This window comes from Agromyces agglutinans, assembly GCF_009647605.1.
In the GTDB taxonomy this organism is placed as follows: Bacteria; Actinomycetota; Actinomycetes; order Actinomycetales; family Microbacteriaceae; genus Agromyces; species Agromyces agglutinans.
Genome location: NZ_WJIF01000009.1, coordinates 46831 through 70231, shown reverse-complemented (window position 1 = coordinate 70231; position 23401 = coordinate 46831). Strand labels below are relative to the sequence as shown.

Here is a 23401-nt window from a genome sequence, read left to right as displayed (position 1 = left end):
TCGGCCCGCGGTCGGGCCGTCAGCGCGGGGCGACGGCCGCCCAGTCGAGGGTGAGCTCGCCGAGCCGCCATCGGCGCACGCCGTCGCGCACGGGCCATCCCTCCGCGCGCAGCGACTGCGCGGTGCGGATGAATCGCTGGCTGGGGCCGTAGACCGACAGCGGGGCGTGCACCCGCCACGCGCGGTCGAGCGCGACGAGCAGGTCATGCACGCGTTCGCCCGGCACGTTGCGATGGATGAGCGCCTTCGGCAGGCGTTCGGCGACGATCGAGGGCTCGTCGAGGCCGGCGAGGCGAAGGCTCAGTGTGAAGGTCCGCGGTCCGGAAGCGTCGACCCCGACCCAGCTCGCGATGCGTCCCACCTCGTCGCAGGTGCCCTCGACGAGGAGTCCTCCGGGCGCGAGGCGTTCGACCATGCGGGCCCACGCGCCGGCGACCTCCGACTCGTCGTATTGACGGAGCACGTTGAAGGCGCGGATGACCGCGGGCCGGCGTCCGCCGGGGGCCGGCACCTCGAATCCGCCGCGCGCGAAGGACACGGCCAGGTCGGGGGAGAAGGCGGTCGTACCCGCCCGCACCCGGGCGAGCTGCGCCGTCGCCGTCGCGACCCGTGCCGGATCGATCTCGAGCCCGAGCACCTCGACGTCGGCTCGGGTCCGCCGCAGCCTCGTCGCGAGCTCGAACGCGGTCACGCCGCTCGCACCGTAGCCGAGGTCGACGACGAGGGGATCGGGAGCCCTTCGGAGCACCGGATGCACGGCGATCCACCGATCGACGCGACGCAGGCGGTTCGTGTTCGTGGTGCCGCGCGTGACGGTTCCGACGGGCATGCCCACCAGTCTCTCAGGCCATAGGCTGGTCGCATGCCTCACACCCTCGTGCTGCTCCGCCATGGCAACAGCGAATGGAACCAGAAGAACCTGTTCACCGGCTGGGTCGACGTCCGTCTCAGTGAGCTCGGCCGCTCCGAAGCCGAGCGGGCGGGCGAGCTCCTGGTCGAGCACGGCGTGCTGCCCGACGTGCTGCACACCTCGGTGCTGACCCGCGCGATCCAGACGGCGAACCTCGCGCTCGACGTCGCCGACCGCGCATGGATCGACGTCCGCCGCAGCTGGCGCCTGAACGAACGGCACTACGGCGCGCTGCAGGGCCTCGACAAGGCCGAGACGCTCGAGAAGTACGGGCCCGAGCAGTTCCAGCTCTGGCGCCGCTCGTTCGACGTGCCCCCGCCCGTGCTCGCCGACGACGCCGAGTACTCGCAGGTCGGCGACCCGCGCTACGCCTCGCTCAGCGACGAGGAGCTGCCCCGCACGGAGTGCCTGAAGGACGTCATCGCCCGCATGCTGCCCTACTGGCAGGAGGGCATCGTGCCCGACCTCGCCGCGGGCAAGACCGTGCTCGTCACCGCGCACGGCAACTCGCTGCGCGCGCTCGTAAAGCACCTCGACGGCATCAGCGACGACGACATCGCCGAGCTGAACATCCCGACCGGCATCCCCCTCGTGTACGAGCTGGGCGACGACTTCATGCCGACCGCTCCGGGGCGCTACCTCGACCCCGAGGCGGCAGCCGCGGGTGCGGCCGCGGTCGCCGCGCAGGGCTCGAAGAAGTAGACCGGAGCGGCGGCTCCGGGCAAGAGCGACGGCCCGGCGGGAGAACCCGCCGGGCCGTCTGCGTGCCGGAGCTCAGGACTCGGGCACCCAGTCGCCGGTCGCAAGGTACTGCACCTTCTTGGCGATCGAGACCGCGTGGTCGGCGAACCGCTCGTGATAGCGGCTGGCGAGCGTCGCGTCGACGGTGTCGATCGCCTCGCCCTTCCAGGTCTCGCCGAGCACCTTGTCGAACACGCTCAGGTGCAGCGCGTCGATCTTGTCGTCTTCGTTGCGGATCTCCTCGGCGAGCTTGACGTCCTCGTTGTCGAGGAGCTGTGCGAGCTTGCGGGCGATCTCGACGTCGAGGCGGCCCATCTCGGAGAACGTGCCGCGCAGCGACTTCGGCACCACCTTGTCGGGGAAGCGGTAACGCGCGAGCTGCGCGATGTGCGTCGACATGTCGCCCATCCGCTCGAGCGACGCGCTGATGCGCAGCGCGCTCACGACGATGCGCAGGTCGCGCGCGACCGGCTGCTGCCTGGCGAGGATCGTGATCGCCAGTTCGTCGAGCGCCACCGTGGCCTGGTCGATCCGGGGATCCTCGGCGATGACCTCTTCGGCGAGGCTCACGTCGGACTCGTTGAACGCCCTCGTCGCCTTCTCGATCGACTCCGCCACGAGGTTGGCGATGTCGACGAGGCCGTTCTGGACCTCTTGAAGTTCCTGCTGGAACACCTCACGCATGTACGAATCCCCTGACCATCACGGGCCCGCGCGACGCGCGCGGACGCACCGGTGTCGACCGGCCCCCGTCATCCTCCCGGTGGCAGGTGAACGGCAGGTGCCGAACACCTGAACAATTCCCAACCTAGCGCCGTCTCGGCGGCTTCGTGGCGCCGCGGGCTTCACGCCTCGTTATCGTGGTGAACATGGAGTCCACCTGGCTGGTGCTCGCCGCGCTCGCCTTCGGCGTCTTCCTCGGCGCCGCGTTCATGGTCGTGCTGCACGTCGCGGAGCGCCGGGGCAACGCGGCCGCGCGGGTGATCGCGCCGACGATTCCCGAGGGCGTCGAGCAGATGCTCGAGGTGCTCGAATCCGCGGGCGTCGTCCTGGACCCGTCGAACAACGTGCTGCGCGCCTCGCCCGGAGCGCTCGCGATGGGCCTCGTGCGCGACCAGTCGCTCGTGCACGCCGAACTGCTCGAGCTCGTCGGAGCCACCCGCCGCGGCGGGGACACCGCGGAGGCCGAGGTCGTCGTGCCGCGCGGCCCCTTCGGGGAATCGCAGCTGCGGCTCCGGGTGCGCGCCGCGCGCCTGGGCACCCGGTTCGTGCTGCTGCTGGCCGAGGACCGCACCGAGGCCCACCGGCTCGACGAGGTCAGGCGCGACTTCGTCGCCAACATCAGCCACGAGCTGAAGACGCCGATCGCGTCGGTGAGCCTGCTCGCCGAGGCGATCGACATGGCCGCCGACGAGCCCGACCAGGTGCGCCGGTTCACGCACCGGCTCACCCTCGAGTCGGCCCGCCTGGCACACATCACCAACGAGGTGATCGAGCTCTCCCGCCTCCAGGCACAGGACGCGCTCCGGCCCGACGAACTCGTCGACGTCGACGAGGCGTGCCGGACCGCGGTCGAGCAGAATCGCGTCGTCGCCGGCGCGAAGGACATCGAGGTCGCCGTGCGGGCCAAGAGCGGAGCGAGGGTCTGGGGCGACCGGTCGCTCATCATCGTCGCGGTCCACAACCTCGTCGCCAACGCGGTCGCCTACTCGAACGAGGGCGGCCGGGTCGGGGTCGGCGTGCGCGCTGAAGGCGGCATCGTCGAGATCGCCGTCACCGATCAGGGCATCGGCATCGCCGAGGAGGATCTCGACCGGGTGTTCGAGCGCTTCTACCGCGTCGACCAGGCCCGTGCCCGCAACACGGGCGGCAGCGGACTCGGGCTCTCCATCGTCAAGCACACCGTGCAGAACCTGGGCGGCGACGTGCGCGTGTGGTCGCGACCCGGCCGCGGCGCGACGTTCACCATCCGCCTTCCCCTCGCCGAACGCGACGAGGCGACCGACCGCGCGGCGACCGGAGACGGCTCTGCCGCTCCGCTCGCCCGCGCCACCCGCCACGCGGCCGCGACGGCCGCCATCTCCGGAGGAGCATCCGAGTGACCCGCATCCTGCTCGTCGAAGACGAGGCCGCCCTGAGCGAACCGCTCGCCTTCCTGCTCGAACGCGAGGGCTACGAGATCGAGGTGGCCGACGACGGCCGCGAGGCCGTCGCCGCGTTCGACCGCGCCGGTGCCGACCTCGTGCTGCTCGACCTCATGCTGCCCGGGCTCTCGGGCACCGAGGTCTGCCGAGAGATCCGCGCACGCTCGGGTGTGCCGATCATCATGCTGACGGCCAAGGACTCGGAGATCGACATCGTGGTGGGGCTCGAGCTGGGCGCCGACGACTACGTCACGAAGCCCTACTCGACCAGGGAGCTGCTCGCGCGCATCCGCGCAGTCCTGCGGCGCCGGGTCGAGGCGCTCGACTTCGACGAGTCGCTGCTGGAGGGCGGGCGCGTGCGCATGGACGTCGACCGCCACACCGTCGAGGTCGAGGGCGAGGCGGTGCAGATGCCGCTGAAGGAATTCGAGTTGCTCGAACTGCTCATGCGCAATCCGGGTCGCGTGCTCACGCGCGGACAGCTCATCGACCGGGTGTGGGGCTCCGACTACTTCGGCGACACGAAGACGCTCGACGTGCACATCAAGCGCATCCGGTCGAAGATCGAGCGCGTGCCCTCCGACCCCGTGCAGCTGGTCACCGTGCGAGGCCTCGGCTACCGCTTCGAGGCCTGAACCCGCGACCGGTCGACGTCCTGCGCTCCTCGGCGCTTGCACCGTCCGGGCCGGTTTGCGACGATCGTGGACATGAGCGTCAAGACGCACGGGAGCGACGTGGCCTCGCCGCCTCGCACCGGCATCCTCGGGTTCGTGGGCATCGCGCTCGCGGTGCTCGCCGTGATCGGAGTTTCCAGCCCGAGCATCCTGTTCGAGCTCATCGGCGGGGTGCTGCTGATCGCCGCGCTCGCCGTCTCGGCGGTCGCCCTGTTGCGCCCCGGGCGCAGGTGGCCGGCGCTCGTCGCGATCGGCATCTGCGTCATCGCCGCGGTCGTCGCGGTCGTGATGTTCGTCGCCGGGTTCGTGGCCGGCTACACGGGCGCGAACTGACCGGTCGAGCGCCCCGAAGGGCTACGGCAGGAGGTCTTCGTACTCGGGCAGCGTGCCGTCGAGCACGGGCACCTGCACCTCGACGCCCTCGGCGCCCGAGGTGACGAAGTAGATCGACGTGAGCGAGCCCGGCTCGGCCTCGATGCCCTCGAGCGTCAGCGGCTCCTCCTCGCCGGCGCCGACGACGACCTGGCCGTGCGCGGGGACCTCGAGTTCGAGCGCCTCGCCGCCGTCGACCGGCTCGATGGAGAGGTCGGCGTCGCTGTCACCGCGGTTCGCGACGGTGAGCACGAGGCTCGCTTCGTCGGCTCCGGACTCCGCCAGCACCAGGACGTTGCGCAGTTCGAGGTCGCCGACGTTCGCCGAGACGCCGTCGCTCGCGTCGTAGTGCTCCGTCGTCGCCTGGTACGTGACCATCGAGCATCCGCTCGCGCCGATGACGATGCCGAGAGCCAGGGCAGCGGATGCCGCGAGACGCGCCTTCACAGAACCTCCAAGTGCGAGTGCGCGCGGCCGTTCCGACCCTGCGCGCGGGTCGTGTCGAGCATAGCGCACGGCCGTCGGCGGAGCCGGGGGCGGAACCTTAGCAGGTCGCCGATGTGATAAACTGAACGTTGCCGAAAGGACACCGATTCATGCTTTTTGAGGTTGGCGAAACCGTCGTTTACCCCCACCACGGCGCCGCAACGATCGTCGAAGTCAAGAAACGCGTCATCAAGGGCGAAGAGAAGCTCTACCTCAAGCTGAACGTCACGCAGGGGGATCTCGTCATCGAGGTTCCCGCTGAGAACGTCGACCTGGTCGGCGTGCGCGACGTCATCGGCAAGGAGGGCCTCGACCGCGTGTTCGAGGTGCTGCGCGCCCCGTTCACCGAGGAGCCCACGAACTGGTCCCGCCGGTACAAGGCGAACCTGGAGAAGCTCGCGTCGGGTGACGTGATCAAGGTCTCGGAGGTCGTGCGCGACCTGTGGCGCCGCGACCAGGATCGCGGGCTCTCCGCCGGCGAGAAGCGCATGCTCGCGAAGGCGCGTCAGATCCTGATCTCCGAGCTCGCGCTCGCGGAGAAGACCGACGAGGAGCAGGCCTCGGTTGTGCTCGACGAGGTCCTCGCGTCCTGACCTGATCGAAGAGCGGTGCGCGGTGCGCACCGCTCTTCGTCGTGTCCGGAGGCGGCGCCCGGCCGCCGGGCCGGACCGCCGCAGCGCCACGGGCTAGGGTCGGAACGTGAGCGCATCGACCTTCGCCGTCATCGTCGTCGCCGCGGGCAGCGGCACCAGGCTCGGGCATCCCGAACCGAAGGCGTTCGTGCCGGTCGCCGGTCGCACGATGCTCGAGGTCGCGATCGATGCCGTGCTCGGCATGCAGGAGATCCCGCACGTCGTGCTCGTGGTCCCGGCCGACCGGGTCGAGCAGGCGCGCGCCGCGGTCGGCCCGGCCGTCGAAGCGATCGGAGCTCCGCTCGACGTGGTCGCCGGAGGCGGCTCGCGGCAGGACTCGGTCGCGCGCGGACTGGCCGCGCTGCCCCATCTGGTCGACACCGTGCTCGTGCATGATGCCGCGCGCCCGCTGACGCCGTCGCTCGTCTTCGACGAGGTGCTGCACGCGGTGCGGGCGAGAGGCCACGGCATCGTTCCCGCGCTCGACGTGGTCGACACGATCAAGCGCGTCGACAGCGGTCGACGTGTGCTCGAGACCGTCGACCGCTCGCAGCTCGCGGCCGTCCAGACGCCGCAGGGCTTCCCTCGCGACGCGCTCGAGCGCGCCTACGCCGAGGCGGCCGAGGAGTTCACCGACGATGCCGCGCTCGTGGCATCCGCGGGCCTGCCCGTCGAGGTGGTGCCCGGCGACGCGCGCGCGTTCAAGATCACGGTGCCCGCCGACCTGCACCGCGCCGAGCAGCTCGTCGTCGAGCCGGCGCCGAGCGCGCCCGCCCCGGCGCGGGGCGCGGCCAAGCCGGTGCCGGCGGCGGCGTCGCACGCACCGCTCGTCGGAGCCCCCCGCATCGGCACGGGCATCGATGTGCACGCGTTCAGCGACGACGTCGCGACGCCGTTGTGGATCGCGGGTCTCGAATGGCCGGGGGAGCGCGGCCTCGCCGGCCACAGCGACGGCGACGTCGCGAGCCACGCCATCGTTGATGCGCTGCTCGCGGCAGCCGGTGCCGGCGACCTCGGCGGCCTCTTCGGGACCGACGATCCCGAACTCGCTGGTGCGCACGGCGCGGTGTTCCTCGCGCGGGCGCGCGAGGAGGTCGAGCGCGCGGGATTCCGCATCGGGAACGTGAGCGTGCAGGTCGTCGGCAACCGGCCGAAGCTCGCGCCACGCCGCGAGGAGGCGCAACGCGTGCTGTCGGCGGCACTCGGCGCGCCCGTGAGCGTCTCGGCCACGACGACCGACGCCCTCGGCCTCACGGGCCGTGGCGAGGGCGTCGCGGCCATCGCGACGGCCATCGTGTTCGACGCGCGAGTCGACGACCCCGGGGCCTGAACCGACGCCGGCCGGATGCCGCCCGCTGCGCGAGCCCGCGCAGGCGGCGCCGGTAGGCTTGACGGGTGACGCTCCGACTGTACGACACCAAGGCCCAGGCGCTGCGCGACTTCGTGCCGCTCCACGAGGGACGGGTCGGTCTGTACGTGTGCGGACCGACGCCGCAGTCGAGCCCGCACATCGGCCATCTGCGCAGCGCGCTCAACTACGACGTCATGCGCCGCTGGTTCACCCATCTCGGCTACGACGTCACGTTCATCCGCAACGTCACCGACATCGACGACAAGATCCTCGAGGCCGTCACGGGCGAGCAGTGGTGGGCGCTCGCCTACCGCGTCGAGCTCGAGTTCACCGCCGGCTACCGTGCGCTCGGCATCCTCCCGCCGACCTACGAGCCGCGTGCCACGGCGAGCATCATGCAGATGCAGGAGCTGATCGCGCGCCTGATCGAGCGCGGACACGCCTATCCGGCTTCGGATGCCTCGGGCGACGTGTACTTCGACACCGCGAGCTGGCCCGCCTACGGTGAGCTGACCCGCCAGTCGCGCGACCACATGGAGGCGGCACCCGACGCCGACCCGCGCGGCAAGCGCGACCCCCGCGACTTCGCGCTCTGGAAGGGGCGCAAGGCCGATGAACCCGAATCGGCCTCGTGGGCCTCGCCGTGGGGCGAGGGGCGACCCGGCTGGCACATCGAGTGCTCGGCGATGAGCCGGCGCTACCTCGGCGACGAATTCGACATCCACGGCGGCGGCCTCGACCTGCGGTTCCCGCACCACGAGAACGAGCTCGCCCAGTCCACGGCCGCCGGCGACGGGTTCGCGCGGTACTGGGTGCACAACGGCCTCGTGAACGTCGGCGGCCAGAAGATGTCGAAGTCGCTCGGCAATTCGGTGTACGCGGCCGAGCTGCTCGCCCTCGCCTCGCCGCTGGCGGTCCGCTACTTCCTCGGGTCTGCGCACTACCGATCGACGCTCGACTACAGCCCGACCTCGCTGGCAGAGGCCGAGGCGGCGGTCGACCGCATCCGCACCTTCCTGACGCGCGCCGAGCGCCGCCTCGCCGGCACCCGGTACGCCCAGGAGGTGGCGCAGACCGTGCCCGACGCCTTCGCCGCAGCGATGGACGACGACCTCGGCGTACCGCAGGCCCTCGCTGTGCTGCACGACACCGTTCGTGCGGGCAACCAGTCGCTCGACGGCGAGCTGCTGCACGAGGCGGCGGTGGCGCTCGGCGAGGTGACCGCGATGGTCGGCGTCCTCGGCATCGACCCGCGCGACCAGCACTGGTCGACCGCGGAGCAGGGGCCCGTGGCATCCGCTCTCGACGCCCTCGTCACCCGCCTCATCGACGACCGCCAGGCGGCACGCCTGGCCAAGGACTACCAGGCCGCGGATCGCATCCGCGGGGAGCTCGCCGCGGCGGGCATCACCATCGAGGATTCGTCTTCAGGAACGCATTGGAGCATCGGCTCATGAAGGGCACCAGCGGCAAGGGGCGCGGCGGAGCCGTGCGCAAGGGCGGCAAGGGCAAGCAGGTCGGCACCGGCGGTCACGGGCGCAAGTCGCTCGAGGGCAAGGGGCCGACGCCGAAGGCGGAGGACCGCGCGTGGCATCCGGCCGGCAAGCGCAAGGCAGCTGAAGAGCGCTACAAGGCGTCCGGCGGCAAGGGGCGCCCGGGGCAGAAGGTCGCCGGCGCACCGCGCGGGGCATCCGGTGCCGCGGCACGCGCGCGGTCGGGTGACGAATCCGAGATCGTGACCGGTCGCAACTCGGTCGTCGAGGCGCTGCGCACGAAGATCCCGGCGACGACCCTCTACCTCGCGACGCGCATCGAGATGGACGACCGCGTGAAGGAGGCCATCAAGACGGCCACGAACCGGGGCATCGCGGTGCTCGAGGTCACCCGGCCCGAGCTCGACCGGCTCGCGGGCGAGGGAGCGGTGCACCAGGGCGTCGCACTCAAGGTGCCGCCCTACGAGTACGCCCACCCGATCGAACTGCTCGACGAGGTGCTCGAGACCGACGAGACTCCCCTGTTCGTCGCGCTCGACGGCATCACCGACGCCCGCAACCTCGGGGCCATCATCCGCTCGGCTGCGGCGTTCGGCGCGCAGGGCGTCATCGTGCCGCAGCGCCGCTCGGTCGGCGTCAACGCCGGCGCGTGGAAGACCTCGGCCGGCGCCGCCGCCCGCGTGCCCGTCGCGATGGCGACGAACCTCACGCAGACGCTGAAGCTGCTCAAGGAGCGCGGCGTCTTCGTGCTCGGTCTCGACGGCGGCGGTGACGTCGAGCTGCCGGGCCTGAGCTTCGCCGACCGCCCGATCGTGGTCGTCGTCGGCTCCGAGGGCAAGGGCCTCTCGCGGCTGGTCACCGAGACCTGCGACGCGATCGTCTCGATCCCGATCTCGTCGGCGACCGAGTCCCTGAACGCGGGCATCGCGGCATCCGTCACGCTGTACGAGATCTCGAAGCTGCGGGCGGCGGCGGCCCGGTAGACGCAACCCGGCCTGCCGGCAGCCCGGCAGCCCGCCGGGCCGGCAGCCCGCCGGGCCGGCAGGCAGGCCGGCTGCCCGCCCCGCCGGCAGACCGCCCCGCGACTAGACCTTCAGCCGCCAGTCGCCCTCGTCGTCGGGGTCGACCACGGCGACCGCCGCGGTGTCGATCGTCGGGATGGCGGTGGTGATCGCGCCCGTCGGCGGGTCGATGATCGTCGCCTCGTCGCGGCGGTGCCGGAGCACCGTGTTGATGTACGAGGTCACGGCCTCGGCGAGCGGGATGTCGTGGCCCGCGCGCTGCGCGAGGAACCAGCGGTGGTCGAGCAGCTGGTGGAACACCTCCGCGGGCTCGAGCTTGCCGCGGAGTTCCACGGGGATCGCGCGCACGACCGGCTCGAAGACGCGCATGAGCCACTCGTGGGCGACCATCTCCTCGTCGAGGGACTCCTTGCCGTACGCGGCGCGGTAGGAATCGAGGTCGTTCAGGAGTCGCCTCGCCTGGTTCTCGCCGGCGTCGAGGCCGGTCAGGCGCAGCAGGCGCCGCTGGTGGTGACCCGCGTCGACGACCTTGGGCTGGATGCGCACCGTCGTGCCCGCGTCATCCGTGCGGATCGCGAGCTCCTCGATGTCGAACCCGAGCTCGTTGAGCCGGTTCACGCGCTCGTTGATGCGCCAGCGCTCGGCCGAGGCGAACGACTCGGCTCCCGTGAGCTCGGCCCACAGGCTGCGGTAGGCCGTGACGATGCCGTCGGAGATGCGCACCGGGTCGAGCTCGTCGGCCACGCGGCCGCCGGCCTCGAGGTCGAGCAGCTCGCCAGCGATGTTCACCCGGGCGATCTCGAGGTCGTTCTCGCGCTGGCCGTTCGAGAGCCCGCCCTCGTAGAGCTTGCCGGTCTCGGCGTCGACCAGGTAGGCGGCGAAGGCGCCGGCGTCGCGGCGGAACAGCGTGTTCGAGAGCGAGACGTCGCCCCAGAAGAAGCCGACGATGTGCAGGCGCACGAGCAGCACCGCGAGCGCATCGACGAGTCGGGTGGCCGTGTCGGGCCGCAGGGTCTGCGAGAACAGGGCCCGGTAGGGGAGCGAGAAGCGCAAGTGTCGCGTGACGAGCACGGGCTTGAGTTCTTCGCCCTCGGCGTCGGTGCGGTTGGTGATCACCGCGATCGGGTCGACGCACGGGATCTCGAGCCGCTGCAGGGTGCGCAGCATCTCGTACTCGCCCTTGGCCATCTCGGCCGTGGTCTCCTTGATGGCCGCGACGTGGCCGCCGAGGTGCGCGAAGCGCACGAGGTGGCGCGAGATGCCCTTCGGGAGCGCGGCGATGGTGTCATTGGGCCAGGCCTCGAGCGGGACGTCCCACGGCAGGTCGAGCAGGGCCGGGTCGGCCATGGCCGAGGTGATCGAGAGGGAACCGCTCATGGGTCGATCCTCCCAGATCGCGGATGCCTCGAGCGCCGCGGCCGCGCGCAGCCCGGAAACGCCGGATGCCGGCCGGGCCGAAGCCCGACCGGCATCCGATCGATGTGCGCGAGGCGCTCGCCGGGACTCAGCCCGCGACGACGCGGTGGCCGAGGCGCTCGCCCGACTCGGCGTCGAAGACGTGCACGTGGTGCGGCGCGGGGGTGAGGTAGACCGTGTCGCCCGCGAACGGGTGCGTGCGGCCGTCGACGCGCGCGACGATGTCGGTGCGCTTGCCCTCGATCTCGGAGTGGCCGTAGAGGTAGCCGTCGGCGCCGAGCTCTTCGACGAGGTCGACGGTGACCGCGAGGCCCTCGCCCTGCGTCGTCGAGACCTGGATGTCTTCGGGGCGGACGCCGACCGTGACGGCCGAACCCGTGGCGTGGTCGATCACGTCGCGCTCGATCGGCACCACCGCGGTGCCGAACTTGATGCCGCCGTCGGCGAGGTCGGCGTGGAACAGGTTCATCGCCGGCGAGCCGATGAAGCCCGCGACGAACACGTTCTGGGGCTGCTCGTACAGGTCGCGCGGCGTACCGACCTGCTGGAGGATGCCGTCCTTGAGGACCGCGATGCGGTCGCCCATGGTGAGCGCCTCGGTCTGGTCGTGGGTGACGTAGACCGTGGTGACGCCGAGGCGACGCTGCAGCGAGGCGATCTGGGTGCGGGTCTGCACGCGGAGCTTGGCGTCGAGGTTCGACAGCGGCTCGTCCATGAGGAAGACCTGGGGCTGGCGCACGATCGCGCGGCCCATGGCGACGCGCTGGCGCTGGCCGCCCGAGAGGGCCTTCGGCTTGCGGTTGAGGTACGGCTCGAGGTCGAGCAGCTTCGCGGCCTCGAGCACGCGCGCGGCCCGCTCGTCCTTCGCGACGCCCTGGATCTTGAGCGCGAAGCCCATGTTCTCGGCGACCGTCATGTGCGGGTAGAGCGCGTAGTTCTGGAAGACCATGGCGATGTCGCGGTCCTTCGGCGGCACGTCGGTGACGTTGCGGTCGCCGATGAAGATGTTGCCGTCGTTGACCTCTTCGAGACCGGCGAGCATGCGCAGCGACGTGGACTTGCCGCAGCCGGAGGGGCCGACGAGGACGAGGAACTCGCCGTCGGCGACCTCGAGGTCGAGCTGGTCGACGGCCGGGCGGGTGCCGCCGGGGTACAGGCGGGTGGCCTTGTCGAACGTGACTGATGCCATGGTTCTACTGCTCCTTCACCGGCAGGTACGTGCCGGACGATCCGTAGTGAATGGATGATGCGTCGTCGGTGACGCCCACCAAGTATCGCACGCGCGCAGGCCGGGTCAAATCCGCGTGCGGATGCCTCGGTCCGGGCGGACTTGGGTGATTCACAGGCACCGTTCCTACTATCGTTGTGGCGTTCGCACGCATGGATGCGCGCGCCCCCACAGCACATTCCGGAAGAGACCATCGATGAGCAACGGCGGATCCAGCCAGCCCCGACCCACCCGCAACGATCGCCGTGAGGCGGCGCGGGAGAAGGCGCGGCTCCTCCGCGAAGAGCAGAAGAAGCGCGACCGTCGCAAGAAGGTGATCGTGCAGTCGAGCGTGATCGTCGGCGTCGTCGCCGTAGCGGGCCTGATCGCGTTCCTGATCTTCCAGGGCATCAAGCCGGCCGGCCCCGGCCCCCGCAACATGGCCAGCGACGGCATCGTGCTGCAGGGGGTCGACGGCGTGATCACGGCCGTCGAGACGCCGGCGCTGCAGCCGGGCGACGACCCGGTGCCCACCGAGCAGGACCAGAGCGGCGACGTCGCGAACATCGTGACCTACCTCGACTACCTCTGCCCCTACTGCGGCCAGTTCGAGTCGACGAACTCCGAGACGATGCGCACGCTCGTCGAGTCGGGCGCGGCGACCCTCGAGGTGCACCCGATCGCGATCCTGACCAACAAGTCGGCCGGCACCCAGTACTCGCTGCGCGCCGCGAACGCCGCCGGGTGCGTCGCCGACTCCTCTCCCGAGGCGTTCTTCGACTTCAACGAGATCCTCTTCGAGAACCAGCCGGAGGAGGGCTCGACGGGCCTCACGAACGACCAGCTGAAGGAGCTCGCGGCCGAGGCCGGCGCGTCCTCGCAGGTGAACGCGTGCATCGACGAGGTGCGCTTCAAGGCGTGGGTGCTCGACTCCACCGAGCGCGCGCTCAGCGGTCCCATCCCGAATGCCGAGATCCCGGCGGTCACGGGCACGCCGACCGTGCTCGTGAACGGCAAGTCGTACGGCGGCTCGCTGACGGACGCGGCCGAGTTCCAGGCATTCGTCACGCAGGCGGCGAGCGAGAGCTCGCTCGAGTCGACGGATGACCCGTCGGCCACGCCGACCCCGACCCCGACTCCCGCCCAGTAGGGCTGGGAGCAGCGACCGCGATGGGCGGACCGGGCGACGCCCGGTCCGCCCATCGCCGTCTCGGCGCTCTCGCCGCCGTCGCTAGGATGGGGGCCGAGGTACGCCTCGCCGGCTTGGCGCAATCGGTAGCGCACCGCTCTTGTAAAGCGGGGGTTGCGGGTTCGAGTCCCGCAGCCGGCTCAATGGAACCGCACGACGAACACCCCTCGCCCGAATCCTCGGCACCCGATTCCTCGATCGTGCACCGCCACGCCGAGCGCACGCGCCTCCCGGTGTGGGTCGCCGTCGCGATCGCGATCGTCTGCGGCGCGGGCACGGCCGTGCAGTCGCGGATCAACGGCGAGCTGGCCACGGCGCTGGCGGACCCCTACGCGGCCGCCGCGATCTCCTTCGGCTCGGGGCTCGTGGTGCTGCTCGCAGCGCTCGCCTGCTGGCGTCCGGGCCGTGCGGGGTTCGCTCGGCTGCGCGGTGAGCTGCGGGAGCGCCGCATCGCCTGGTGGATGCTGCTCGGCGGTCTCGCAGGCGCCTGGTTCGTGACGACGCAGGGGCTCTCGGCGGGCGTCCTCGGCGTCGCCGTGTTCACGGTCGCGATCGTCGCCGGGCAGACGGTCGGCGGGCTCGTCTTCGACGTCGTCGGCCTCGGACCGGGTGGGCGGCGGCGCCTGACCTGGTCGCGGGTCGCGGGCGCCCTGCTCGCCCTCGGGGCGATCGGCTGGGCGGTGTCGGCGCAGCTCGACCACGACGTGCCGCTGCTGCTCATGCTGCTGCCGTTCATCGCGGGCATCGGGGCGGCCTGGCAGCAGGCCGTCAACGGGCGCGTGCGCAGCGCCGCCGAGAGCGCGCTGACCTCGACCGTCCTGAACTTCGCGGTGGGCACCACCGCGCTCGTGGTGGTCCTGCTGGTGCACGCGGCGTCAGCGGGGTTCCCCGCACGATTCCCCTCCGAGCCGTGGCTGTACCTCGGCGGCGTGATCGGATGCCTCTTCATCGCCGGGCAGGCGATCGTCGTGCGCATCATCGGCGTGCTGGTGCTCGCGCTCGCGGGCGTCGCGGGGCAGCTCAGCGCCGCGCTCGCGCTCGACCTGCTGCTGCCCGCCCACGGCCGGGTCGTCGACGTCGCCACGATCGGCGGCACGGTGCTGGCGCTCGCGGCGGTCGCCCTCGCGAGCCTGCACCGCACGAGGCACCGCCACGTCGCGGCCGACGCTCAGGACAGCGTCGAGAACCGGGAGCCGCCGAGTTCGGCCGGGCGCCCCGGCTTGCCCGACTCGATGCGACCGCCGACGTAGAGCCACCCCAGGAGGCGCTCGTCGTCGGCGAGGCCGTGCATGGCCGCGACCGCCGGATGCCTCGTGTGCGGGCCGGTGCGCCACATGACGCCCCAGCCGGCCTCGTCGAGCAGCAGGCTGAGCAGGTGCCCGACGCCCGCGGCGACCGCCTCCTGCTCCCACTCGGGCACCTTCGGATGCCCGGGCGTGACCGTCGCCACCAGCGCGACGAGCAGGGGCGCGCGCAGCGGCTTGGACCGCAGCTTCGCGGCCGCCTCACCCGACACCTGCGCGGCCTCGACGAGCGCCGCTCCGAGGCGTTCGCGCGCCGCTCCGCGCAGCGCGATGACGCGCCACGGGGCGAGCGACGCGTGGTCGGCGACGCGACCGGCTGCGCCGAGCAGCTCGAGCAGTTGCGCGTCCTCGGGCGCGGCATCCGTCACCTTCGGCGACGACCGCCTCGCGATCGCCGCCTCACGAGCGGATGCCACGGATCAGGCCTCGGGGGTGAACCCGAGCGCGATCGAGTTCATGCAGTAGCGGTCACCGGTCGGCGTGCCGAAGCCGTCGGGGAACACGTGGCCGAGGTGCGAGCCGCAGTTCGCGCAACGCACCTCGGTGCGCACCATGCCGAGCGACGTGTCCTCGATGAGCTCGACGGCCTCGGGCCGGACCGACTCGTAGAAGCTCGGCCACCCGCATCCGGAGTCGAACTTCGTGCCGCTCTTGAAGAGTTCGGCGTTGCAGGCGGCGCAGGTGTAGACGCCGGCGCGTTCCTCGTCGAGCAGTTCACCCGTCCACGGCCGCTCGGTCGCGGCCTCGCGCAGCACGGCGAACTGCTCGGAACCGAGTTCGGCGCGCCACTCGTCGTCGCTCTTCTGGACGCGGTATGACATCGTTCTCCTTCCGCCCGGCCGGGGCCGGACTCAGCTCACGCGGGCGCTGTCAGCCTAACCCCGCGTACTGGCCAACGACCGCGGGCCCCGGGTTGTTCCGCGGCCGCCGGGTCGCGGGCACGCCGATCGACTCGGACGCCTCACAGGCGCCCACTGCCTAGGATGTGCTCGGAGCCCGGCACCCGGCCGGCGCGAGAGGGAGGCGAGCATGGGCGGTGCCACGGCTCCCGACGGCGTCGGCGATGGCGGCGGTGGTCGCGGGCCGCGTGACGCCGACGGGCTCGACGAGCGGGCCGTGCGCATCCTCGAGTTCGAGGCGCGCAGCTTCGGCCATCCGGGTTCGAAGGCGGAGGCCGTGCGCGACGAGTTCGGCATCTCGGCCGCCCGCTACTATCGGATCCTCGACGGGCTCATCGACGCACCCGCCGCGCTGCGCCACGACCCGATGCTCGTGAAGCGACTCCAGCGGATGCGCGACGGTCGCGCGGAAGCCCGCTCGCGGCGCACCCTGACCCTCGGCCGCCGGCTCGACTGAGCGCGCGGCCCCGACCCCGACTGGACCCCATGGCGCAGAAGTACCCTCGCGACCGGTTCGACCGGATCCCGCACGGCATCGAGCGGGTCGGCGCGCATCGCGCACCCCAGCGCCCCGGCTATCGGTGGATCCGGTTCGGCTGGGCCGCGCTCGCGACCGTGCTCATCGCCGGAGCGGGGATCGCGGCGGTCGTCGTCTACAACGGCCGGCTCGACTTCGCCGACGAACCGCAGGCCAGCCAGCCCGCCGAACCCGTCGTGACCGCGGAGCCGACGGTCGCGCCCGACGTCCCCGTGACCGTGCTGAACGGCACCGCGACCGCGGGCCTCGCCGCGCGCGCGGCGGAGACGCTGCAGGCCGCAGGCATCCCCGTCGGAGCGACGGCGAACGCGAGCGAGCAGGACCTGACCGAGAGCTACGTGTACTACGCCTCGGCCGACCTCGAGGGCGCGGCACGCGGCGTCGCACAGGCGCTGCCCGAGACCGAGGTGCGCCTCGATCCGAAGTTCGCGGAGATCGGCACGCCGCTGGCCGCCGTGCTCGGCGCCGACTACGCGACCGCGACCGGAGGCTGACCGCGTCCCGGATCCCCACGGTTCCCGCGTGGCCGAATCGTTGCCATTCTGCGACCATTCGTGACGAGAGGGCTCTTGTGCCGGGCCGCGGCGTCCGACCAATCTGGAAACGGTCGCTCGATCCCGTGTGGAACGCCACGCATCATCCGGTGCACGTCAGCACGAAGGGGTGGCCCGGTACTGGCAACATGCACGTGCTGACGACACACTGCACTATGGGAGCAACGCATGGCGAACGGAACCGTCAAGTGGTTCAACGCTGAAAAGGGATACGGGTTCATCACGGTCGACGGCGGGGGTCAGGACGTGTTCGTCCACTACTCCGCGATCGACATGGCGGGCTACAAGGTCCTCGAGGAGGGCCAGCAGGTCGTGTTCGAGGTCGGCACGGGGGCCAAGGGCCCGCAGGCCGAGTCGGTGCGCCCCGCCTGACGACCCGCACGCTCGAACGCGCCGCCCGAGGAATCGGGCGGCGCGTTCGCGCTCGGGCGGCGGCGCGCCGCCGCGGATCGGCCCGTTCCCGCCCGCTACGATCGCGCCATGTCGGGGGATGTGCTCGGACGCGGGGCCACTCGTGCGCCGCTCGCGCTCGCGTCCCTCGTCGCGCTCGGCTCGCTCGTCGTCGCCGCGCTCGCCGCATGCTCGCCGGCGCCCGATCCGACGCCGACCACCGCGACCGAGGCGCCGGCGGTCGCCCGGCCGATGCCCGCCGAGGTGCCGGCGCCGGCACCGGTCGCGTTCGCCCCGCTTCGCGGGACGATCGTGGACTCGGCCAGCCCCGCACATCCGTCGATCGCCGTGAAGATCGACGATCATGAGGCGGCCCGACCGCAGATCGGGCTGAACCGAGCCGACATCGTGTTCGAGGAACTCGTCGAGGGCGGGCTCACCCGGTACGCAGCGGTCTGGCACTCCGACGTGCCCGACGAGGTCGGCCCCGTGCGCTCGATCCGGCCGATGGACCCCGACATCGTCGTGCCGTTCGGCGGCCTCGTCGCGTACTCGGGCGGCCAAGAGCAGTTCGTCTCGATGATGCAGGACACTCCGATCGTGAACCTCGTCTTCGACTACGACGACACCGGACTGTTCCACCGCGCCGACGACCGTCCGTCGCCGCACGACGTGATCCTGGCGGCACGCGAGGCCGTCGACCGGCACGTCGACCTCGCGCCGCCGGCAGCGCAGTTCGCGTACGGCTCGACCGATCCGCTCGCGCCCGCCGGCTTCGCGGCGCAGCCGACCGGACGGATCGACCTCGTCTTCTCGGAGGAGCGCTTCCCGTCGTGGGAATGGGATGTCCCCTCCGCCACGTGGCTGCGGTCGCAGGAGGGCGCGCCCGACCACGAGGCATCCGGTGAGCGCCTGCGTGCGACGAATGTGGTCGCGCTGCGGGTCGAGATCGACTGGTCGTACGGCGACGTTCCGCGCACGGTGCTCGTCGGCTCGGGCGAGGCGTGGGTGTCGGCGGCCGGTCGCACGGCGCACGGCTCCTGGTCGAAGGCGTCGCGCGAAGCGCCGATCGTGCTCACCGCCGCCGACGGCTCGCCGCTGCGCCTGGCGCCGGGGACGACGTGGGTCGAGCTCGTGCCGACCGACGGATCGGTGACCTTCACGCCGTGAGCCGACCCGTCCCGCGGGGCATCCGCTCGCTTGCACTCTCGAATCGAGAGTGCCAGAATCGGTGTTAGCACTCGTCCGATCCGAGTGCTAACCCCAGAATCTCCAGACGTCCGGGAAGGGACGAGAGACACACATGGCAAAGATCATCGCTTTCAACGAGGAGGCCCGCCGCGGTCTCGAGCGTGGCCTCAACACGCTCGCCGACGCGGTCAAGGTGACCCTCGGCCCGCGCGGCCGCAACGTCGTTCTCGAGAAGAAGTGGGGCGCCCCCACGATCACCAACGACGGCGTGTCGATCGCCAAGGAGATCGAGCTCGACGACCCGTACGAGAAGATCGGTGCCGAGCTCGTCAAGGAGGTCGCGAAGAAGACCGACGACGTCGCCGGCGACGGCACCACGACCTCGGTCGTGCTCGCCCAGGCGCTCGTGCGCGAGGGCCTCCGCAACGTCGCCGCAGGCGCCGACCCGATCAGCCTCAAGAAGGGCATCGAAAAGGCCGTCGCAGCCGTCTCCGAAGAGCTGCTCATCGCCGCCAAGGAGATCGAGACCAAGGAGGAGATCGCCGCCACCGCCTCGATCTCGGCCGCCGACCCCCAGATCGGCGAGATCATCGCCGAGGCGATCGACAAGGTCGGCAAGGAGGGCGTCGTCACCGTCGAGGAGTCGAACACCTTCGGCACCGAGCTCGAGCTCACCGAGGGCATGCGCTTCGACAAGGGCTACCTGTCGGCGTACTTCGTCACCGACCCCGAGCGCCAGGAGGCGGTGTTCGAGGACCCGTACATCCTCATCGCCAACTCCAAGGTCTCGAACATCAAGGACCTGCTCCCCATCGTCGACAAGGTGATCCAGACTGGCAAGCAGCTCCTGATCATCGCCGAAGACGTCGACGGCGAGGCGCTCGCGACCCTGATCGTCAACAAGGTCCGCGGCATCTTCAAGTCGGTCGCCGTCAAGGCCCCCGGCTTCGGCGACCGCCGCAAGGCGCAGCTCCAGGACATCGCCATCCTCACGGGCGGCCAGGTCATCAGCGAGGAGCTCGGCCTCAAGCTCGAGAACGTCACGCTCGACCTGCTCGGCCAGGCGCGCAAGGTCGTCATCACCAAGGACGAGACGACCATCGTCGAGGGTGCGGGCGACGCCGAGGCGATCGCAGGCCGCGTGGCCCAGATCCGCCAGGAGATCGAGAACACCGACTCCGACTACGACCGCGAGAAGCTGCAGGAGCGCCTCGCCAAGCTCGCGGGCGGCGTCGCCGTCATCAAGGCGGGCGCGGCCACCGAGGTCGAGCTCAAGGAGCGCAAGCACCGCATCGAGGACGCCGTGCGCAACGCGAAGGCCGCCGTCGAGGAGGGCATCGTCGCCGGTGGTGGCGTCGCGCTCATCCAGGCCGGCGCGAAGGCCTTCCCGAAGCTCTCGCTCGAGGGCGACGAGGCGACCGGCGCGAACATCGTCAAGGTCGCGATCGAGGCTCCGCTCAAGCAGATCGCCCTCAACGCCGGCCTCGAGCCGGGCGTCGTGGCGAACAAGGTCGCCGAGCTGCCCGACGGACACGGCCTCAACGCCGCGACCGGCGAGTACGGCGACCTGCTCGCGCAGGGCATCATCGACCCGGCCAAGGTGACCCGTTCGGCGCTGCAGAACGCAGCCTCGATCGCGGGCCTCTTCCTCACGACCGAGGCCGTCGTCGCCGACAAGCCCGAGAAGAACCCGGCTCCGGTCGGCGACCCGACGGGCGGCATGGACTTCTAGTCGCGGCCGATCCGACGGCGCTCGAGCCGCGAATCGAACGATGGGCGTCTCCCTCACGGGAGGCGCCCATCGTCGTCCCCGCGGGACGTGGGCGGGACTCCGCGCGCGGCGGTACGGCCGGATCAGTGCAGGATCAGCGCAGGAACAGCCGGGCGTTGGCCTGCTCGACGTCGAGGTACTGGGCGCCCGCGACGCCGAGCGCCTGGTTGAGGCCGGCGAGGCTCTGCTCGACCTGGGCCTGGGTGGCCCGCCAATCGGCGACCGCTGCCTGGAACGCCGAGGCGGCCTGCCCCGACCACGACGACTGCAGCCCCGTGAGCTGGCCGAGCAGGTTCGAGACGTCGGCCTGGATGCGATCCATCATCGCCTGGGCGGAGCGGGTGGCGGCCTGCACGTGCTCGCCGTCGACGCGGTAACCGGTCATGGTGGGTCCCTTTCGGTGGTTGGTGTGCCACCAAGCTAGGGTCGCCGGCCGGCCGCCTCGACGGAGGGATGTCGTCCCGCGGACGGGGCCGCGGCTCGCGTGCCTGTGCAGGAGAGCTCAGGCGCCGTCGGCGACGCGCTGCGGCGCGGCGGGCGAGCCGGCGAGGGGGAGTGAGACCCGGAAGGTCGCGCCGCCGCCCGGCGTCTCGACGACGTCGACCGTGCCATTGTGCGCCGCGACGATCGAGGAGACGATCGCGAGGCCCAGCCCGGAGCCACCCGTCTCGCGCGTGCGCGAGGTGTCGGCGCGCCAGAACCGCTGGAAGATCTTCTCGCGGATCTGCGGCGGGATGCCCTCACCGTGGTCGACGACCTCGAGCATCGCGCGCTCGGTCACGTCGTCGACCGAGACACGGATCTCGAGCGGGCTGTCGACCGACGTGAAGCGCACGGCGTTGCCCATCAGGTTCGTGATCACCTGGCGGAGCTTGTTCTCCTCGGCGAGCACGATCGCGCGGCGGACCGGCTTGGTCGGCGCGGCGGCGACCGGATCGCCGACGGCCGCACCGACGGCCGCACCGACGGCCGTCGCAGCAGGCGCGGGAACCGGAGCCTGGGCAGGAGTCGACCCCGTCGTCGGCACGCCGGCCTCACCGGACGCTCCCGCCTCGACGGACTTTCCCTTGACCCGGCGCCCGCGCAGGCGGGCGAGCGTGGCGCCCGCGAACGAACGGCTGCCTCGGCCGCCCTTGCCGGGCCCCGGGTCGAGCTCGACCTGGAGGACGGGCGCCGTGCCCGGGGCATCCGACGGTCGCTCTTCAGGTGCGATCACGGTCACGACGCGACCGGGGTTCGCGGCCATCGCGTCGAGGGCGGCGTCGCGGGCGAGGGGCACCAGGTCGACCTCGGCGAGTTCGAGCGGCTTCGCCTCGTCGAGCCGGGCGAGGGCGAGCAGGTCTTCGACGAGGCCGCCCATGCGGATGGCCTCCTTCTCGATGCGGTCCATCGCCTGCCCGACCTCCTCGGGCGACTGGAGGGCGCCCATGCGGTAGAGCTCGGCGTAGCCGCGGACCGAGACGAGGGGCGTGCGCAGCTCGTGCGACGCGTCGCCCACGAAACGGCGCATCTGGTCGATGGTGCGCGCGCGGTCGCGGAACGCGCGATCGATGCGGTTCAGCATGGTGTTCAGCGACCGCGTGAGCCGGCCGACCTCGGTGTTGGGCGTCGCGCCGCCGAGCCGCTGGCTGAAGTCGCCGTCGGCGATGGCGGCGGCCGTGCGCTCGACCTCGCGCAGCGGCGTGAAGGTCGAGGTCACGAGCATGCGAGTGAGCAGCGCGCCGATGAGGATGACGCCGAATCCGAACCCGAGGTAGATCGTGAGGTAGGCCGCGAGCAGGCTCTCGCTCTCAGCCGTCGAGACCGCGATCATGACGGGGACGTTCTCGCCGTGGTCGACCTGCTGGATGGTGAGGATCGCACGGTACACCTCGTGGCCCGAGGCATCCGGCACGTCGAGGATCACGTACCCGTCGCGATTGGTCTTCAGGACCTCGGCGAGCGGCAGCTCACGCGGGATCCTCGGCGGCTCGCCCGCGTTCAGCGCCGACCAGTTGTCGTCGTCGAACTCGCCGTCGGGCTCGTAGATCGCGATGAAGACGTCGCGCGAGCCGCGCGAGTACTCCTTCAGCGCGTTCGTCGCGGCCATCGCCTTCAGCTTCGTCTCGACCTGGTTCTCGACGTAGCCGCGCAGCATCGCCGCCGTGCCGATGCCCGAGACGAGGAGCCCGAGGGTCAGCATGAGGACCGTCACACCGGTGATCTTGGTGCGAAGGGAGACGCGGTTCCACCGCTCGGGAAGGGTCTGCTGCATGGCTGGGCGAGTCTACGTACGCTGCCTGAACCGGGGCTGTGCCGACGCTGTGCCGGAGCCGGGTCAGGGCTTCGAGGACTTCAGCATGTAGCCGAATCCGCGCTTGGTCTGGATGAGCGGCTCGGCCGAGTGCTGGTCGAGCTTGCGGCGCAGGTAGGAGATGTAGCTCTCCACGATGCCCGCGTCGCCGTTGAAGTCGTACTCCCAGACGTGGTCGAGGATCTGCGCCTTCGAGAGCACCCGGTTGGGGTTCAGCATCAGGTAGCGCAGCAGCTTGAACTCGGTGGGGCTCAGCTCGACGGGCACGTCGCCGACCAGCACCTCGTGGGTGTCCTGGTCCATGGTGAGTTCGCCCGTGCGGATCACGGCGTCCTCCTCGGCGTGCATGGTGCGGCGCAGGATCGCCTTGATGCGCGCGACGATCTCGTCGAGGCTGAAGGGCTTCGTGACGTAGTCGTCTCCGCCGACCGTGAGGCCGGTGATCTTGTCTTCCGTGTCGTCCTTCGCGGTGAGGAACAGGATCGGCGCGGTGTACCCGGCCGAGCGCAGCCGCTTCGTGACGCTGAAGCCGTTCATGTCGGGCAGCATCACGTCGAGGATGATGAGGTCCGGTTCCTCCTCGAGCACGGCCGAGATGGTCTGCGCGCCGTTGCCGACCGCTCGCACGGCGAAGCCGGCGAAGCGCAGGCTCGTGGTCAGGAGATCGCGGATGTTCGGCTCGTCGTCGACGATGAGAATTCGAGGTCCGTCGCTCATGTCGCCATTCTGCTGCGGGTCGGCTGGATCTTTGCTGAACATTCTTCGAGTGTCGCCGGATCGGCCGATCGGACCTCCATGTGAGCCCGATCGGTGGAAGACTCGGA

25 protein-coding genes and 1 tRNA gene are annotated in these 23401 nt (G+C 71.2%); 16 read left to right on the top strand and 10 right to left on the bottom strand.

Annotated features, from left to right (window positions below):
- Positions 1-19: 19 nt before the first annotated feature.
- The gene (locus GE115_RS14350) at positions 20-829 is read right to left on the bottom strand and encodes a class I SAM-dependent methyltransferase (RefSeq protein ID WP_153685469.1); all 810 of its coding nucleotides are present in this window, start codon (positions 827-829) and stop codon (positions 20-22) included.
- 33 nt (positions 830-862) lie between these two features.
- Between GE115_RS14350 and GE115_RS14345 the strand changes: the two genes are divergently transcribed.
- A complete protein-coding gene (locus GE115_RS14345; RefSeq protein WP_153685468.1) occupies positions 863-1612 on the top strand; it encodes a phosphoglyceromutase in 750 nt (249 codons plus the stop codon).
- Positions 1613-1684: 72 nt separating this feature from the next.
- On the opposite strand, the gene phoU is transcribed toward GE115_RS14345, so the two are convergent.
- The gene (phoU, locus tag GE115_RS14340) at positions 1685-2335 is read right to left on the bottom strand and encodes a phosphate signaling complex protein PhoU (protein WP_153685467.1); all 651 of its coding nucleotides are present in this window, start codon (positions 2333-2335) and stop codon (positions 1685-1687) included.
- Between the two features lie 185 nt (positions 2336-2520).
- Here phoU and GE115_RS14335 point away from each other — a divergent pair, with 185 nt between their 5' ends.
- The 3 genes from GE115_RS14335 to GE115_RS14325 all read left to right on the top strand — a co-directional run bounded on the left by GE115_RS14335 (position 2521) and on the right by GE115_RS14325 (position 4802).
- The gene (locus GE115_RS14335) at positions 2521-3753 is read left to right on the top strand and encodes a sensor histidine kinase (protein ID WP_153685466.1); all 1233 of its coding nucleotides are present in this window, start codon (positions 2521-2523) and stop codon (positions 3751-3753) included.
- Positions 3750-4430 (top strand): response regulator, encoded by a 681-nt coding sequence (locus GE115_RS14330; protein ID WP_312855197.1) that lies wholly within the window; start codon positions 3750-3752, stop codon positions 4428-4430. The genes GE115_RS14335 and GE115_RS14330 overlap by 4 nt, the downstream gene beginning before the upstream one ends.
- A gap of 72 nt (positions 4431-4502) precedes the next feature.
- The gene (locus GE115_RS14325; protein WP_153685465.1) at positions 4503-4802 is read left to right on the top strand and encodes a hypothetical protein; all 300 of its coding nucleotides are present in this window, start codon (positions 4503-4505) and stop codon (positions 4800-4802) included.
- A gap of 21 nt (positions 4803-4823) precedes the next feature.
- Here the strand turns inward: GE115_RS14325 and GE115_RS14320 are convergent, their stop codons facing one another.
- On the bottom strand, positions 4824-5288 hold the full coding sequence (locus GE115_RS14320; protein WP_153685464.1) for a DNA modification methylase: 465 nt from the start codon (positions 5286-5288) through the stop codon (positions 4824-4826).
- A gap of 149 nt (positions 5289-5437) precedes the next feature.
- Here GE115_RS14320 and GE115_RS14315 point away from each other — a divergent pair, with 149 nt between their 5' ends.
- From GE115_RS14315 to rlmB, 4 genes are all read left to right on the top strand, one after another.
- Positions 5438-5920: a CarD family transcriptional regulator gene (locus GE115_RS14315; RefSeq protein ID WP_127794095.1), complete on the top strand. Its 483-nt coding sequence runs from the start codon at positions 5438-5440 to the stop codon at positions 5918-5920.
- Between the two features lie 106 nt (positions 5921-6026).
- The gene (ispD, locus tag GE115_RS14310) at positions 6027-7289 is read left to right on the top strand and encodes a 2-C-methyl-D-erythritol 4-phosphate cytidylyltransferase (protein ID WP_312855196.1); all 1263 of its coding nucleotides are present in this window, start codon (positions 6027-6029) and stop codon (positions 7287-7289) included.
- 65 nt (positions 7290-7354) lie between these two features.
- Positions 7355-8767 (top strand): cysteine--tRNA ligase, encoded by a 1413-nt coding sequence (gene cysS, locus GE115_RS14305; RefSeq protein WP_312855195.1) that lies wholly within the window; start codon positions 7355-7357, stop codon positions 8765-8767.
- Positions 8764-9786 (top strand): 23S rRNA (guanosine(2251)-2'-O)-methyltransferase RlmB, encoded by a 1023-nt coding sequence (rlmB, locus tag GE115_RS14300; RefSeq protein WP_153685463.1) that lies wholly within the window; start codon positions 8764-8766, stop codon positions 9784-9786. The genes cysS and rlmB overlap by 4 nt, the downstream gene beginning before the upstream one ends.
- A gap of 102 nt (positions 9787-9888) precedes the next feature.
- Here the strand turns inward: rlmB and GE115_RS14295 are convergent, their stop codons facing one another.
- Both GE115_RS14295 and GE115_RS14290 read right to left on the bottom strand, forming a co-directional pair.
- Positions 9889-11202 (bottom strand): DUF4032 domain-containing protein, encoded by a 1314-nt coding sequence (locus tag GE115_RS14295; RefSeq protein WP_153685462.1) that lies wholly within the window; start codon positions 11200-11202, stop codon positions 9889-9891.
- Between the two features lie 127 nt (positions 11203-11329).
- Positions 11330-12430 carry an ABC transporter ATP-binding protein gene (locus GE115_RS14290; protein WP_153685461.1) on the bottom strand — a complete coding sequence of 367 codons (1101 nt, stop codon included), beginning with the start codon at positions 12428-12430 and terminating at the stop codon, positions 11330-11332.
- A gap of 235 nt (positions 12431-12665) precedes the next feature.
- Here GE115_RS14290 and GE115_RS14285 point away from each other — a divergent pair, with 235 nt between their 5' ends.
- The 3 genes from GE115_RS14285 (at position 12666) to GE115_RS14275 (ending at position 14887) form a co-directional block, all read left to right on the top strand.
- A complete protein-coding gene (locus tag GE115_RS14285; protein ID WP_153685460.1) occupies positions 12666-13598 on the top strand; it encodes a DsbA family protein in 933 nt (310 codons plus the stop codon).
- Positions 13599-13705: 107 nt separating this feature from the next.
- Positions 13706-13778 (top strand) — tRNA-Thr (locus tag GE115_RS14280).
- A 2-nt stretch (positions 13779-13780) separates the two neighbouring features.
- Positions 13781-14887, top strand: a complete 1107-nt coding sequence (locus GE115_RS14275; protein WP_153685459.1) for a DMT family transporter — start codon at positions 13781-13783, stop codon at positions 14885-14887.
- On the opposite strand, the gene GE115_RS14270 is transcribed toward GE115_RS14275, so the two are convergent.
- Together GE115_RS14270 and msrB are read right to left on the bottom strand one after the other, a co-directional pair.
- Positions 14806-15357 (bottom strand): nitroreductase family protein, encoded by a 552-nt coding sequence (locus tag GE115_RS14270; RefSeq protein ID WP_312855194.1) that lies wholly within the window; start codon positions 15355-15357, stop codon positions 14806-14808. The genes GE115_RS14275 and GE115_RS14270 overlap by 82 nt on opposite strands.
- Before the next feature lie 3 nt (positions 15358-15360).
- The gene (msrB, locus tag GE115_RS14265; protein WP_153685458.1) at positions 15361-15762 is read right to left on the bottom strand and encodes a peptide-methionine (R)-S-oxide reductase MsrB; all 402 of its coding nucleotides are present in this window, start codon (positions 15760-15762) and stop codon (positions 15361-15363) included.
- 208 nt (positions 15763-15970) lie between these two features.
- On the opposite strand from msrB, the gene GE115_RS14260 reads away from it, so the two are divergent.
- From GE115_RS14260 to groL, 5 genes are all read left to right on the top strand, one after another.
- Entirely contained in the window at positions 15971-16297 is a 327-nt protein-coding gene (locus GE115_RS14260) for a DUF3263 domain-containing protein (protein WP_153685457.1), read from the top strand.
- A gap of 29 nt (positions 16298-16326) precedes the next feature.
- Entirely contained in the window at positions 16327-16872 is a 546-nt protein-coding gene (locus GE115_RS14255; RefSeq protein WP_153685456.1) for a LytR C-terminal domain-containing protein, read from the top strand.
- Positions 16873-17100: 228 nt separating this feature from the next.
- The gene (locus GE115_RS14250) at positions 17101-17304 is read left to right on the top strand and encodes a cold-shock protein (RefSeq protein ID WP_153685455.1); all 204 of its coding nucleotides are present in this window, start codon (positions 17101-17103) and stop codon (positions 17302-17304) included.
- 108 nt (positions 17305-17412) lie between these two features.
- Positions 17413-18492: a DUF3048 domain-containing protein gene (locus GE115_RS14245; protein WP_153685454.1), complete on the top strand. Its 1080-nt coding sequence runs from the start codon at positions 17413-17415 to the stop codon at positions 18490-18492.
- A 133-nt stretch (positions 18493-18625) separates the two neighbouring features.
- Positions 18626-20245, top strand: coding sequence for a chaperonin GroEL (gene groL / locus GE115_RS14240; RefSeq protein ID WP_153685453.1), 1620 nt, complete (start codon positions 18626-18628; stop codon positions 20243-20245).
- A gap of 133 nt (positions 20246-20378) precedes the next feature.
- On the opposite strand, the gene GE115_RS14235 is transcribed toward groL, so the two are convergent.
- The 3 genes from GE115_RS14235 to GE115_RS14225 all read right to left on the bottom strand — a co-directional run bounded on the left by GE115_RS14235 (position 20379) and on the right by GE115_RS14225 (position 23294).
- On the bottom strand, positions 20379-20669 hold the full coding sequence (locus tag GE115_RS14235) for a WXG100 family type VII secretion target (RefSeq protein ID WP_153685452.1): 291 nt from the start codon (positions 20667-20669) through the stop codon (positions 20379-20381).
- A gap of 117 nt (positions 20670-20786) precedes the next feature.
- Positions 20787-22538: a sensor histidine kinase gene (locus GE115_RS14230; protein ID WP_153685451.1), complete on the bottom strand. Its 1752-nt coding sequence runs from the start codon at positions 22536-22538 to the stop codon at positions 20787-20789.
- Between the two features lie 63 nt (positions 22539-22601).
- Entirely contained in the window at positions 22602-23294 is a 693-nt protein-coding gene (locus GE115_RS14225) for a response regulator transcription factor (RefSeq protein WP_153685450.1), read from the bottom strand.
- Positions 23295-23401: the final 107 nt, after the last annotated feature.